General features: G+C 41.3%; 14 protein-coding genes. 11 read left to right on the forward strand and 3 right to left on the reverse strand.

The window, feature by feature from the left end; genetic code table 11:
* Positions 1-16 precede the first annotated feature (16 nt).
* From gcvH to AAU57_RS04180, 6 genes are all read left to right on the forward strand, one after another.
* On the forward strand, positions 17-394 hold the full coding sequence (gene gcvH, locus AAU57_RS04155) for a glycine cleavage system protein GcvH (protein ID WP_055411724.1): 378 nt from the start codon (positions 17-19) through the stop codon (positions 392-394).
* Positions 395-808: a VanZ family protein gene (locus AAU57_RS04160; RefSeq protein WP_055411725.1), complete on the forward strand. Its 414-nt coding sequence runs from the start codon at positions 395-397 to the stop codon at positions 806-808.
* A gap of 61 nt (positions 809-869) precedes the next feature.
* Positions 870-1598: an energy transducer TonB gene (locus tag AAU57_RS04165; protein ID WP_055411726.1), complete on the forward strand. Its 729-nt coding sequence runs from the start codon at positions 870-872 to the stop codon at positions 1596-1598.
* 102 nt (positions 1599-1700) lie between these two features.
* Positions 1701-2516: an energy transducer TonB gene (locus tag AAU57_RS04170; protein ID WP_055411727.1), complete on the forward strand. Its 816-nt coding sequence runs from the start codon at positions 1701-1703 to the stop codon at positions 2514-2516.
* A gap of 153 nt (positions 2517-2669) precedes the next feature.
* Positions 2670-4775 (forward strand): capsule assembly Wzi family protein, encoded by a 2106-nt coding sequence (locus AAU57_RS04175; RefSeq protein WP_231717765.1) that lies wholly within the window; start codon positions 2670-2672, stop codon positions 4773-4775.
* 73 nt (positions 4776-4848) lie between these two features.
* Positions 4849-5535 (forward strand): zinc metallopeptidase, encoded by a 687-nt coding sequence (locus tag AAU57_RS04180; RefSeq protein WP_055411728.1) that lies wholly within the window; start codon positions 4849-4851, stop codon positions 5533-5535.
* On the opposite strand, the gene AAU57_RS04185 is transcribed toward AAU57_RS04180, so the two are convergent.
* Positions 5532-6896 carry a saccharopine dehydrogenase family protein gene (locus AAU57_RS04185; protein ID WP_055411729.1) on the reverse strand — a complete coding sequence of 455 codons (1365 nt, stop codon included), beginning with the start codon at positions 6894-6896 and terminating at the stop codon, positions 5532-5534. The two genes, AAU57_RS04180 and AAU57_RS04185, sit on opposite strands and share 4 nt — an antisense overlap.
* A 53-nt stretch (positions 6897-6949) precedes the next feature.
* On the opposite strand from AAU57_RS04185, the gene AAU57_RS04190 reads away from it, so the two are divergent.
* Together AAU57_RS04190 and pckA are read left to right on the forward strand one after the other, a co-directional pair.
* A complete protein-coding gene (locus AAU57_RS04190) occupies positions 6950-7336 on the forward strand; it encodes a DUF423 domain-containing protein (RefSeq protein ID WP_055411730.1) in 387 nt (128 codons plus the stop codon).
* Between the two features lie 65 nt (positions 7337-7401).
* Positions 7402-9009: a phosphoenolpyruvate carboxykinase (ATP) gene (pckA, locus tag AAU57_RS04195; protein ID WP_055411731.1), complete on the forward strand. Its 1608-nt coding sequence runs from the start codon at positions 7402-7404 to the stop codon at positions 9007-9009.
* A 106-nt stretch (positions 9010-9115) separates the two neighbouring features.
* Here pckA and AAU57_RS04200 read toward each other — a convergent pair whose 3' ends face one another.
* Positions 9116-9862: a uroporphyrinogen-III synthase gene (locus tag AAU57_RS04200; protein WP_055411732.1), complete on the reverse strand. Its 747-nt coding sequence runs from the start codon at positions 9860-9862 to the stop codon at positions 9116-9118.
* Between the two features lie 27 nt (positions 9863-9889).
* Positions 9890-10540: a DUF4271 domain-containing protein gene (locus AAU57_RS04205; RefSeq protein WP_055411733.1), complete on the reverse strand. Its 651-nt coding sequence runs from the start codon at positions 10538-10540 to the stop codon at positions 9890-9892.
* A 76-nt stretch (positions 10541-10616) separates the two neighbouring features.
* On the opposite strand from AAU57_RS04205, the gene AAU57_RS04210 reads away from it, so the two are divergent.
* Genes AAU57_RS04210 through AAU57_RS04220 form a run of 3 tightly spaced genes read left to right on the forward strand, consistent with a single transcriptional unit; the run spans position 10617 to position 13095 of the window.
* On the forward strand, positions 10617-11348 hold the full coding sequence (locus tag AAU57_RS04210) for a polyprenol monophosphomannose synthase (protein ID WP_055411734.1): 732 nt from the start codon (positions 10617-10619) through the stop codon (positions 11346-11348).
* On the forward strand, positions 11345-12685 hold the full coding sequence (locus AAU57_RS04215; protein WP_055411735.1) for a dihydroorotase: 1341 nt from the start codon (positions 11345-11347) through the stop codon (positions 12683-12685). The genes AAU57_RS04210 and AAU57_RS04215 overlap by 4 nt, the downstream gene beginning before the upstream one ends.
* Positions 12682-13095 (forward strand): DUF4296 domain-containing protein, encoded by a 414-nt coding sequence (locus AAU57_RS04220; RefSeq protein ID WP_055411736.1) that lies wholly within the window; start codon positions 12682-12684, stop codon positions 13093-13095. The genes AAU57_RS04215 and AAU57_RS04220 overlap by 4 nt, the downstream gene beginning before the upstream one ends.

Here is a 13095-nt window from a genome sequence, read left to right on the forward strand (position 1 = left end):
CCTTACAAATTATACTATGAATATTCCAGCAGAATTAAAATACACAAAGGATCACGAGTGGGTCAAAATAGATGGTGATATCGCAACTGTAGGTATTACGGACTTCGCTCAAGGCGAGTTGGGTGATATCGTCTATGTAGAGGTAGAAACTATAGATGAAACTCTTGAACAAGAAGAAGTATTTGGTACGGTAGAAGCCGTAAAAACTGTTTCTGATCTATTCTTGCCGCTGTCTGGTGAAATTCTGGAATTCAATGAGAAACTAGAAGATGAACCAGAATTGGTGAATTCTGATCCCTATGGAGATGGCTGGATGATCAAAATGAAAATTTCAGATGATTCCCAACTGTCTAGTTTGCTAAGCGCAGACGCGTATAAGGAATTAGTAGGGTAGATGCAAAAGCTTCTCTACTGGATAGCACCATTCTATACGGCGTTGATTGCCTACGGTTCTCTGTCCAGTAGTACGGTTCCTTCCATTGATGTTAAAAATATTGATAAAGCGTATCATGCTGGCGCCTATTTTTTGATGATGGTAGTGTGGTATTTGTTTTTTTACCATCGATATTTAGAGCGTCAGGTTCATTTTGAATACAATCTGGGTATGATTCTCTCTCAATGGTCACGAACGATTGCTGTGGCAGCTTCTATTTTTTCGTTAGTCATAGGCGGTTTTTTAGAGCTGGGTCAAGGATTTATTTCGCAAAATAGAACAATGGACGGCTATGATATGCTGGCAAATGGGACTGGCATTATAATTGCAGTTTTAGTTTTGTGGCTTATATCTTCAATGAGGAGTCCTAGATAAAGCTTCATTTGCTTTTATTTGAATTAGTATTTATATATTTTTAGCCTTTAATTAATCCATCATGGAAGTAAAAAAATCAGAAAACGCAGACTTGCGTAAAAACATTACCATCTATGCCCTGATGGGGCTAGCATTTATGTTATTGCTCTCATGGCAAGGACTAGAATACGAATCTAAGCAGGTAGACGTAGAAGAAATCTATGATGAGCCTATGGTAATGGAAGAAGTGGAAGATATCCCTATCACACAGATGTTGGATACGCCGCCACCGCCGCCACCACCGCCACCAGCACCTGAAATAATCGAGGTCGTTGAGGATGAAGTTGAAATTGAAGAAGTTGAAATTCAAGATACTGAAACTGACGAGCAAGAGGAAATTGTAGAAGTTGAAGAGGTAGCTGAAGAAGTTGGTGTTGTAGAAGAAATTGCTGACGTACCATTTGCAATCATTGAAAACGTACCTGTTTATCCTGGTTGTGAAAATGAGAAAAACAATGCAGACCGTAAAAAGTGTATGCAGGAGAAGATCACACGTTTTGTGAGAAAAGAATTCGATACGGGTATTGCAAACGAAGTAGGTCTTTCTGGAAAGCAAACGATAAGTGTTCAATTTAAAATCGACAAAAGCGGTAAAGTGGTTAACATCGTTTCTAGAGCAAAAGATCCTAAGCTACAAACTGAAGCTGCCCGAGTCATTAATAAATTACCTACAATGACACCAGGTAAACAAAGAGGTAAACCAGTAGGTGTTATTTATGGACTTCCTATCATTTTTGAGGTTCAAGACTAAGAATCTTTAAAGAATTAACAAAAATCCGCTTCATGTTTATGGAGCGGATTTTTTTATGGTATGTTTCTTGAAGATGGTTTTAAATAACATAAAACCATTATTATGAGAAATCTAGACTCCAAGGTAGGTGCTGCAACACCAACTGGAACCAGTAGAGCGGACAAGAAATCCGTGAGCATCAAGACCAATTCATCCATCAACTTCCTTATCGGGCTCTGTGCGGTAATGATGTTTTCGTTTGTGGTCATTGAATTACAAACTCCCAAAATCGATCGGGAATATACCATAAGCCTACGGGATGATTATGTTATTGAGTCCAATCTGGACAGGTTCAGGATTGAAAAGTCACAGCCAGAGCCACGTCCTGTAAAGCAGCCTAAAGAGCCAAAAGTTCAAGAACCTAAAGTCAATAAAATCAAACCACCGGTAATTGTTGACAACAGCGATCCAGAACCAACTGAAGATCCAGAGCCCAACGATACGCCTGTAGACGAGCCTGCAGAAGACTCACCCACAACTACCACGTCTGAACCGTCAAAAACAGCGCCCGTTTCCAGCGAGCCTCGTAATGTCATGAGTGTTACAGAAGTCCCTTTGTTCCCAGGTTGTAGTGCTTCATTGAATAACGAAGAGCGTATCAATTGTTTAAATGAAAAAATGCAGCGGTTTGTTCAAAGACGTTTTGATTTAAGCCTTGCCAACGAGTTAAACAATACAAAACAAGTCAATATCACCGTGGTTTTTACTATTGGAACCGATGGGTTGCCTAAAGATTTGATTGTGCAAGCCCCTAATGAGAAGTTGAAAAAAGAAGCCTATCGCATCGTTTCAAAATTGCCTAAAATGACACCAGGAAAATTTGAGGGTGCAGACGTCAATACGACTTATGCCCTACCTATCATTTTTAGGATACAGTAAAAACAATTGTACGGTAATACTTTCAATTCAATCCTAGAGTAAATCAGGATGGAGTAAGGTGATACATTCGATACCTTTGCTATTGAATTCAAAGCCTTAATGTCAACTGCACAAAGGATTTCCAGTATATTTAGCCCAAATTTGCCATGTTCTATGAGAATGATATGCGCCATTTGGGCTCTTTTTTTTGGATGTTTTGCAGTTGCTCAAAGCGAGTTGGAGACCTTTCCCATATTTCCGGCCTGTGATCGAATAGATAACAATGCTGCACTGGAACAATGCTTCTACCGTGAACTATACAAAAACCTATGCCAAGCCTATGATCAGACTGCCATGGACAGCACTTCAAGTAAGGCTACATTGCGTTTTGAGGTAAGTCGCGAGGGTAAATTTGAGCCTATTATTTTTGATGCGCCTACTGCAGCTCTCAAGGAGTCACTCTATGAGGCTTTCAGTAAACTGGAACCTATTACTCCTGCGGTCTACAATGGCAACCCTACGTTTATGCAGTTCATCGTTAATGTTCAGTTGCCTATGAAGGAGAATGGATCTTTCTACATTATCAATCAGAACGAGGACCTAACGGCTAATGCTGGTCAAGATGATGGTAGTGATATCGCTTTCGCGAAAGCGAACAACAATTACAACAGTATTACATCCAACAATTACGATGGGCAAGAATTGAAGTCCAATGCGACCATTCCATTTTCTTACCAGAGGTACCATCGCTATGAGGCTGCGATGAATAAGGTGGGCAATAATGCGCATACAGCGGTCAAACCCTATACGTTCAACTATGTGAATCAATATTTTGATCTGGAAGAAGAACGCAATTCCTTATTAACGGATAGCGATACATGGCTAGGTCGCAAGTTTTGGAATGAGCATTTCTTTGAAGTGGCAGGCGAGGATTACTGGTTTGTTATCGACCCAGGTGTGGATTTACAATTGGGAAAGGATACAGGCGAAGATGTCAATACCTTTAACAACACAAGACTGGTAGCCCTAAACGGTGGCGTAGGCAAACAGATTACCTTTGGTGCAACCATTCAAGAATCCCAAGGACGGTTTGCACAGTATTTTAATCGCGAGATCACGCAGCGTGCTCCAGATGGTGGTAATCCTGGAATTGTTCCTGGCCGTGGTATTGCCGAGGATGGCGGCGAGAACATCTATGACTACCCTGTAGCGACAGGTTATGTCAATTATAAGCCCAGTAAATATTTTGATCTACAAATAGGCCATGGGCAGCATTTTATAGGTGATGGTTACAGGTCTTTGGTCTTGAGTGATAACTCACAACCTTTTCCATATGTAAAAGTGAATGCCAAATTCTGGAAGATCGACTACACGGTGTTATACACTTCCCTAAGAGATGTACGACCTGAAGTGACCGCGGACGATTCTTTCAGGACGAAGTACATGACGCATCATTATTTGAGTTGGAATGCAACTAAACGTTTGACACTTGGTTTTTTTGAGAGTGTTTTATGGCAAGACGATAATGGTCGCGGCTTTGATTTCAATTACATTAACCCATTGATATTCTATCAAACTGTAGAACTAGAAACCGGATCCAGAGGTGGAAACGCCTTGCTGGGAATCACTGGTAAGTACAAGATAAGCGATCGCGTTACGGCATACGGTCAATTGGTGCTGGATGAATTTGCCAGCAGCTCTGTCATTAGCGGTGATGGAAGCTATCAAAATAAGAGTGCCTATCAGTTAGGTGTTAAGTATCAGAATGCGTTTTCAGTTCCTAATTTGATGCTTCAGGCAGAATATAACAGAGTGCGACCTTATACGTATAGTCACAACACCATCGTGCTTAATTACGGGAACAGCAATCAAGCGCTTGCGCATCCATGGGGTGCTAGTTTTTATGAAGCGATACTCATAGGTAGATATACTAAAGATCGCTGGTACGGAATTGCCAAAGCGATTATAGGTGAACGAGGTTTTGACATCTTGTCCAACGGTGACAACGCCTATTATGGTGGTAATATTTATAGAACGGAAGATGATCGCATCGCAGACAATGGAAACGCTCTAGCTCAAGGTAATAACGCACCTTTCTCCTATGCGGAATTGGAGGCTGGTTACCTCATTAACCCAGCGAGTAACCTGAAGGTCTATGGTCAATTCATTTATCGCAACATATCGCCAGAGATTGATAACGCCGTGGTGCAGGATGCCACGACAACTTGGTTCAATTTTGGTATACGTACTGACATCAGTAATTGGGGATTTGATCGCTAGAAATAGCGTTTTAAGAACAGATTATCATTAGATCCAATGAGATTGCGCTACATTTAAACTCATTTTTTTTGTCATGATAGGATATTATATAATTGGCGGACTTGTATTTCTGATCAGTGCGTTTGTAAGCAATAAGCTCAAATCAAAATTTAAGAAATACTCACAGATACAACTGCAAAATGGGTTGACCGGTGCGCAAATCGCCCAAAAAATGTTGTCAGATCACGGCATTACAGATGTTGATGTGATCTCTGTAAAAGGTCAACTAACAGATCATTATAATCCTTCCAATAAAACGGTGAACTTAAGTGAACCTGTATATTCCATGCGCAATGCTGCTGCAGCAGCCGTTGCAGCACATGAGGTAGGTCACGCCGTGCAACACGCGCGTGCCTATTCCTGGTTGGGAATGCGCTCAAAACTGGTTCCTGTGGTAAGTATAGCTTCTAAGTATTCCCAATGGGTCATTATAGGTGGGATCGCACTTGCGGCCAGTACCGCTTTTGGCAACACCTTACTCTTGATAGGTATTATCATGTATGCCACGGGAACGTTGTTTGCGTTTATCACCTTGCCCGTAGAGTATGATGCGAGCAACAGAGCCTTGGCCTGGTTGGTAAATGAGCGCATGCTCACTCAAAATGAGCACGCCGGTGCCAAAGATGCCCTCAAATGGGCTGCACGCACTTATTTGGTCGCTGCCATTGGCTCACTTGCTACCTTGCTTTATTTCCTATCGATTTATATGCGCAGACGTTAGCGATTCAAAGCGTTATAGCCCAGATATGGAGTTTCGCTTTCGCGAAAGCGAATTCCATATTCCTGCAGTTCTGATAATATAGGCTCGTAAACCTCTTTAGAAATTGGGATTTGCACGCCGTAGGTTTTGATGGTGCCGTTTAGGATAGCCAAGGCTGCCATAGCAACGGGTAGGCCAACGGTTTTGGCCATGGCCGTTTGTCGGTCGCCATCGCCCAGGCATACCATGGTACTGTCTATTTGCTTCTTCTCACCATCTAGTTCATAGCCAAATTTGTGGTACATCACGATCATGTCTTTTTCGCCTTTTTGGAGCGTCCAGCTGTCTTCCAAAATCTTTTGAAGCGCCATGGCTGGTGAGGCGTCCTTGATACCTATGGTTTTTTGGTTATTGAAAAGGTCCAGTTCCATCAATTTTTCCCACATGATATCATCTTGGTCGATTTTGAGTTCATGGCGCATTTTAAGCTCGACACTATCTGTGGGCGAATAGGGCAGGAAGCTGTTTACAAATTCCCGGTAGGTCATGTTCTCTGAGTTGTCCAAAACATAGGAATCATCTGTCATTCCTAGTTGAACAAACATATTCCAAGCTTTGCTGTAACCTACGCGACGCATGGTACCACGATACAGCGTGGCAATATCGTCTAACCCATAAATCTCTCGATACTGCAGGCTATTTCTATTGGCATAGGCCTCAAAACGACCGTAGCCATCCACATCCAGAAATTCCGTCCTACGGAATAACCTGTGATATGGAATGTATTTGTATTTATTTTCCTGTATGAACTTTGCTGCACCGCCTTGACCGGCAACCACTACGTTACGTGGGTTCCAGGTAAACTTATAATTCCATAGGTTGTTATCATCTTCTGGCGCTACTAATCCACCGGTAAAGGATTCAAAAAGAATCATTTTGCCACCTTTGTTTTGAATACGATCAATCACCTGCTTGGCGCTCATATGATCGATTCCTGGATCCACGCCTATTTCATTCATCAATACCAGCTTCTTTTCTTTTGCCGGACCATCCAGTTCCTGCATTTCTGGACTCACGTAGCTTGCGGTAACCATACTTTTTCCCAGTTTGACACAATCTCTTGCTACTTCTATATGAAATCGTGCTGGCAACATGGAAATGATGATGTCTGCCGTTTTGATGATCTGCGTTCTTGCTTTTGCATTGAATATGTCCAACTCCATAGCTTTGGCGTTATCATTCCCATCTACAAGTGCCTGAGCAGCTTCAACAGATTTATCTGCCAGAGTGATATGAAATTGTTCCTTTTCTTCCTTTTTTAAAAGATAATCAACTAGAACTCCGGTGGATTTTCCAGCACCTATAATCAGAATGTGTCGCATGCCTGTCGTAATTTTGGTTGAAGTTAAAATTCTTCACTTTAATAACCCTTCAAATGGAAAAGAAGTTATTGGTAACAGGTTGTGTTTTCATTTTAATGGCAGTCGTTCTAGGTGCCATGGCTGCTCATGCTCTGGAAAACTATCTTACTATCGATCAGTTGCGTAGCTTTGAAACAGGTGTGAGGTACCAAATGTATCATGGTCTGGCCTTATTGATTTTTTCCCAGGTAAAACTTTTATCGAACTCTTCAAAAAAAGTGCTATGGATCTTGTTTTCTACGGGTACGGTCCTATTTAGCTGGAGTATTTTCTTGTTGTCGACGGGCTCTATTTATGGTATTGACGCTAGTTTTTTAGGTCCCATTACGCCTCTAGGCGGATTGCTCCTTATATCAGGCTGGATTTATGGAATAGTTAAAATTTGCCTATATAAATTGTAGAATAGTTGTTGAAGAGCGCATTATATCTCTACTTTTGCAAAAACAACTTGAATAATTACTAAATCATGGCTTCTAACAAGGTAGCAACGCAAACGATTTCGTTATCTAATTTTGGTATCAACAATTCAAAAATCAATTATCAACTCAGTCCAGAAGAGTTACAGTCACGTTCTCTGGAAGATTATGGTGGCAGAGAAACAAAAAATGGTACTCTAGCCATCAACACAGGTGAGTTTACAGGTCGATCGCCTCTAGATCGATTTATCGTCAAAGACCACGTCACTGAAGATCTGGTCTGGTGGGGAAATGTAAATATCCCATTCAATAAAAAAGATTTTGACAATCTTATGGTTCGTGTGACAGATTATCTGGATGGAAAAGAGCTCTTTGTACGAGACGCTTATGCTTGTGCACATGAAGATTATCGTTTGAATTTGAGAGTCATAAATGAGTATCCATGGTCCAACATGTTTGCTCACAATATGTTTCTAAGACCTGAAGAAAGTGAACTGGAATCCTTCACACCTGAATGGACGATCATCAATGCGCCAGGTTTCATGGCAGATCCCAAACTGGATCGTACTCGTCAGCATAATTTTGCTATTCTAAATTTTACCCAAAAAATCGCGCTAATAGGCGGTACAGGTTATACTGGAGAGATTAAAAAAGGAATCTTCAGTGCCCTTAATTTTATTTTACCAGTCTACAAAAACACCTTGCCTATGCACTGTAGTGCAAATGTTGGGAAGGATGGCAACACAGCAATCTTTTTTGGTTTAAGTGGTACTGGAAAAACTACCTTATCTACAGATCCTGAAAGAGAATTGATAGGCGATGATGAACACGGCTGGACCTCTAATAATGAAGTTTTTAATTTTGAAGGCGGCTGTTATGCAAAGGTCATCAATCTTAATGCAGAGCAAGAGCCAGAGATCTTTAATGCTATTAAGCCAGGTGCTATTCTTGAAAATGTGGTTTTGAATGATGACAAAACCGTGAATTTTGAGGACACATCCATCACACAAAACACACGGGTGAGTTACCCTATACACCACATTGATAACATCAAGGAACCATCAGTCGGTAAGAATCCAAAGAATATTTTCTTTCTAACGGCAGATGCCTTCGGTGTTTTACCTCCTATTTCAAAACTAACTCCAGGCCAGGCGGCTTACCACTTCATAAGTGGCTACACTGCAAAAGTCGCAGGAACTGAAGCTGGAGTAACGGAGCCTCAACCTAGTTTTTCGGCTTGTTTTGGTGCACCCTTCATGCCGTTACATCCTACTAAATATGCACAGATGTTGAGTCGCAAGATGAAGGAGCAAGGCGTTACCGTATGGTTGGTCAATACAGGTTGGACCGGTGGTCCATATGGTGTCGGTCACCGCATGCCGCTCAAATATACCAGAGCGATGATTGCTGCTGCTCTAGATGGCTCATTAGAAGCTGCAAATAAGGATAATTACCACGTTCACTCCATGTTTGGACTGGCGCAACCACGCGTGGTACCTAACGTCCCGACTGAAGTCTTGAGTCCGCGTAAATCATGGAACAACGATACCGGCTATTATGAGACCGCTGCAAAACTGACCCGATTCTTCAGAGAGAATTTCAAGAAGTTTGAGGCGCAGGCATCTCCAGAGATTATCGCTGGTGGCCCACTCAAATAAGATCAGATACACCTTAAATGTAATAAAGCGTCCCATTCAGCTGAATGGGACGCTTTATTTATGCTATGATTTTGAGAAGTTTCGCTTTCGCGAAAGCGAAAACATTCTAAGCCTTATCTAAGGACTTGATGTAATTTTCAATGGCCATGGTCATGGATGGAGACTCTGGTGTAGGTGCCTGAATATCGATGCGTAATCCTTTATCCTTTGCCGCTTGGCTGGTCGTGTTGCCATAAACCGCTATTCTTGTGGAATCCTGCGTGAAATCAGGGAAGTTTTGGAAAAGGGATTCAATACCGCTAGGGCTAAAGAATACCAGTACATCATACTTCACATCTGCAAGATCTGAAAGGTCACTTATAACGGTTCTGAAAAACGTCGCCATTTTCCATTTGATGCCTAACTCATCCAACTGCTCTGGAACAAGGTCCTTGAGCTTGTCGGTGGTAGGTAATAGGAAAGATTCGTTTTTATGCTTTTTGATAAGAGGCATCAACTCTGGAAACGTACGTTTCCCTACATAAATCTTACGCTTTCTATAGACCACATATTTTTGGAGGTAGTAGGCCACAGCCTCGCTCTGACAAAAATATTTTAAGGTGTCTGGAATTTTGAACCGCATCTCTTCTGCCACCCTAAAAAAGTGATCGACACTATTGCGGCTGGTAAGAATTATGGCGGTGTATTTGTTGAGGTCCACTTTTTGCTCACGTACCTCTTTTGCAGACACGCCTTCTACATGAATAAAGGAGCGGAAATCTATCTTTACCTTTGTCCGATCAACGAGACTCTGGTAAGGTGAATTTTCCATTTTAGGTTCAGGTTGGGAAACTAAAATCGTTTTCACTTTCATACACTATTTTCTTTATTAGTAAAGGGTTCACACTGTAATATACTTATACAAAAGCAGGTAGGGTGCGATTTCAAGCGTGCAAAGATACAAAATAAAATAGAAAAATGAAGCGGACAAGGCGTTGCGATGGTTGTAAAAAACCAAAAAATGATAGACGATAATCACAGCACCAGCAACGGCTGCCGTGATTTGAATAAAGCCTTTTGATGTAGGAAAGATGTAGTAAATCGAGATCACGATCACCATCAATAAAACACTTAATGCTGCCCGGTAAAGATTGCGCTCATGATCAATGGAAATCAATAAATCTTCAAAATTTGCGATGGTTGAAAGAAGCTTTGACAGGTAGTGTTTAAAGATCAAAAAAGTGCTTACGGCTGTAAGAATCAGGATGAAATTGGTCAAGGATTGGGAACCATTTTGTACCGTGGATAGTTTAAATAAAATCAAGGCTATGCTTATTCCATAAATGATCAAGCCCAGATATTTATAGCCATGGTGATTGTCTATCCTGCCATCTCTAGAAATTTTAATAAATCTGGAGCTTACGTAAACGCTCAAGAATTCACTTACCGGTAGCGTCGTAAACTGCCTTGCGACTGCAAAAGAAAGCAGGCACATAAAGATGATGATGCTTATCCAATCAAGGGATTCTGTAATACGATACAACGCGTCCATAGGAACGTAAAAATAAGAGGATTTTATAATCGTCAGGATAAGGCGGCACTATATTTTCTTACTTTTGTGGGTTGCTATGAATCACACTTTAGTCATTATACCAACCTATAACGAGCGCGAGAATATTAAGCCCATTATCGATGCTATTTTAGGGGACTATCCAGAGATTCATTTGTTGATTGTAGATGATAATTCACCAGACGGTACGGCAGCATTGGTGCAAGAAAAGATGAAGGATTTTCCTAATAGGCTTTTCCTTGAAAACCGTACTAAAAAATCTGGATTGGGAACGGCTTACATTCATGGCTTTAAATGGGCGATGGCGAGAGATTATGAATATGTTTTTGAAATGGATGCAGATTTCTCTCACGACCCAGCAGATATTCAAACCTTGTATGAAGCCTGTGCGGTTCACGGTGCGGACCTGGCTATAGGCAGTAGATATGTAAAAGGAGTAAATGTTGTGAACTGGCCCATGTCCAGAGTACTACTTTCCTATACAGCTTCAAAATATGTGAGGTTCATCACAAGAATGGATATACATGACACTACAGCAGGATTCAAATGTTTTAGAATGTCGCTTTTGCGAAAGCTGAATCTCGACAAGATTAAGTTTGTAGGTTACGCCTTCCAGATAGAAATGAAATTTAAGGCCTACTTATTGAAGGCAAAGATTATTGAAGTACCGGTAATTTTTACAGACCGCTCTAGAGGACAGTCAAAAATGAGTACAGGTATTATAGGAGAAGCCGTTACCGGCATTTTGAAAATGAAATTGAAAAGCCTTTTAGGCACGTTGGAAATATGAAAAAGACATTGATAAAGAACGCCAAGATTGTTACAGACATGAAAGTGTTCGATGGTGATATATATATTGAAGGCGACACCATTGTTGAGATAGCAGATAGCATCAGTGCCAAAAGTGGTGACACATCCATCATTGATGTAGAAGGTAAATATGTCCTTCCAGGAGTGATCGACGATCAGGTGCATTTTAGAGAGCCAGGATTGACACACAAAGGTGACATCGCTAGTGAAAGCGCAGCTGCCGTCGCTGGCGGAATCACGTCCTACATGGAAATGCCCAATACCATTCCCCAAACCACCAGTATGGAAGAATGGCAAAAGAAAATGGACATTGCCGCTAGAGATAGTTATGCAAACTATGCCTTTATGCTAGGTGGCACGAACGATAATCTTGACGAAATCCTTAAAGCTGATACTTCACGTATTCCAGCACTCAAATTGTTTTTGGGATCTTCTACTGGTAATATGTTGGTCGATGATGTAGAAGTGCTCAAGAAAATATTTTCAAAGGTCAAGTTAAGAATCGCGCTACACTGCGAGGATGAAGGTACAATTAAGGCTAATTTGCAAAAAGCCATTGAAAAATACGGCGAGGACATTCCGTTTGATCAACATCCAGTAATACGTGATGTGGACGCTTGTTACAAGAGCAGTTCCCAAGCTATCAAACTAGCACAAAAGACAGGAGCCCGTATTCATGTGTTCCATCTTTCCACAGGAAAGGAAACGGCTTTGTTTGAGAAAAAGGCCTCTCTAAAGGACAAGCAAATCACTTCAGAGGTTTGTATACATCACCTGTGGTTTACTGACGAAGACTATGCGTCAAAGGGATCAAAAATTAAATGGAATCCAGCAGTCAAGTCTGCAGACGATCGTGAGCAGCTATGGAAGGCCTTACTGGACGATAGGATCGATGTTATTGCGACAGACCATGCACCTCACACATTAGAAGAAAAATCCAACAAATACCTTAAAGCACCTAGTGGTGGACCGCTTGTACAACATGCACTTACAGCTATGTTGCAATTTGTCCACCAGGAACGCATCACCATAGAGAAGGTTGTACAAAAAATGTGTCATAATCCTGCCATCCTATTTGATATTCCAGATCGAGGTTTTATACGTGAAGGTTTCAAAGCAGACCTGGTTGTTGTAGACACAAATAATCCATGGACGGTGACTAAAGAGAACATCCTTGCTAAATGTGGCTGGTCACCTTTTGAAGGAGTCACCTTTAAAAGCAGAATCTCGCACACGCTTGTCAATGGTCACGTAGTGTATCAGAATTTCAAAGTCAATGAAAACAAAGCCGCGCAGGCTCTAACTTTCAAGCGATGAGAAAATTATTGACGTGTAGTATATTGTTCTGGTTGGCTGGCTGTCAAAATATAGAAAAGTCACCTAAACCTGATGATTTCTATGGCGATGACAAGATGATCGAGATCATGACAGATCTTTATCTAATGGAAGCTTCCATGACTACAAATCGAGTAACTTTTACAGATTTAAAGGTACTGCCTCACGAATTTATCTACGATAAATACGAAACAGATAGCCTCACATTTGCAGAAAATCTTGAGTACTACACAGACCGCAATGACAAATACTTGGAGTTGATGGAGCAGGTAAAAACTAAGATGGAAGTTTTGCGGGACACCATCGACGCTAATATGCGCACGCCAAAAACATCAGGTCCAGCAAGCCTGGAACCTAAGGTATCCTTAGAAAAGGATCCTGATAACGATTAA

Source organism: Nonlabens sp. YIK11 (genome assembly GCF_001413925.1).
Taxonomy (GTDB): domain Bacteria; phylum Bacteroidota; class Bacteroidia; order Flavobacteriales; family Flavobacteriaceae; genus Nonlabens.

Excerpts from the sequence above, each read along its gene's own strand:
- AAU57_RS04205 (WP_055411733.1), bottom strand. The coding sequence starts at position 10,540 with ATGGACGCGTTGTATCGTATTACAGAATCCCTTGATTGGATAAGCATC.
- AAU57_RS04220 (WP_055411736.1), top strand. The coding sequence starts at position 12,682 with ATGAGAAAATTATTGACGTGTAGTATATTGTTCTGGTTGGCTGGCTGT.
- AAU57_RS04170 (WP_055411727.1), top strand. The coding sequence starts at position 1,701 with ATGAGAAATCTAGACTCCAAGGTAGGTGCTGCAACACCAACTGGAACC.
- AAU57_RS04200 (WP_055411732.1), bottom strand. The coding sequence starts at position 9,862 with ATGAAAGTGAAAACGATTTTAGTTTCCCAACCTGAACCTAAAATGGAA.
- gcvH (WP_055411724.1), top strand. The coding sequence starts at position 17 with ATGAATATTCCAGCAGAATTAAAATACACAAAGGATCACGAGTGGGTC.
- AAU57_RS04175 (WP_231717765.1), top strand. The coding sequence starts at position 2,670 with ATGAGAATGATATGCGCCATTTGGGCTCTTTTTTTTGGATGTTTTGCA.
- AAU57_RS04160 (WP_055411725.1), top strand. The coding sequence starts at position 395 with ATGCAAAAGCTTCTCTACTGGATAGCACCATTCTATACGGCGTTGATT.
- AAU57_RS04165 (WP_055411726.1), top strand. The coding sequence starts at position 870 with ATGGAAGTAAAAAAATCAGAAAACGCAGACTTGCGTAAAAACATTACC.
- AAU57_RS04185 (WP_055411729.1), bottom strand. The coding sequence starts at position 6,896 with ATGCGACACATTCTGATTATAGGTGCTGGAAAATCCACCGGAGTTCTA.
- AAU57_RS04180 (WP_055411728.1), top strand. The coding sequence starts at position 4,849 with ATGATAGGATATTATATAATTGGCGGACTTGTATTTCTGATCAGTGCG.
- AAU57_RS04215 (WP_055411735.1), top strand. The coding sequence starts at position 11,345 with ATGAAAAAGACATTGATAAAGAACGCCAAGATTGTTACAGACATGAAA.
- AAU57_RS04190 (WP_055411730.1), top strand. The coding sequence starts at position 6,950 with ATGGAAAAGAAGTTATTGGTAACAGGTTGTGTTTTCATTTTAATGGCA.
- AAU57_RS04210 (WP_055411734.1), top strand. The coding sequence starts at position 10,617 with ATGAATCACACTTTAGTCATTATACCAACCTATAACGAGCGCGAGAAT.
- pckA (WP_055411731.1), top strand. The coding sequence starts at position 7,402 with ATGGCTTCTAACAAGGTAGCAACGCAAACGATTTCGTTATCTAATTTT.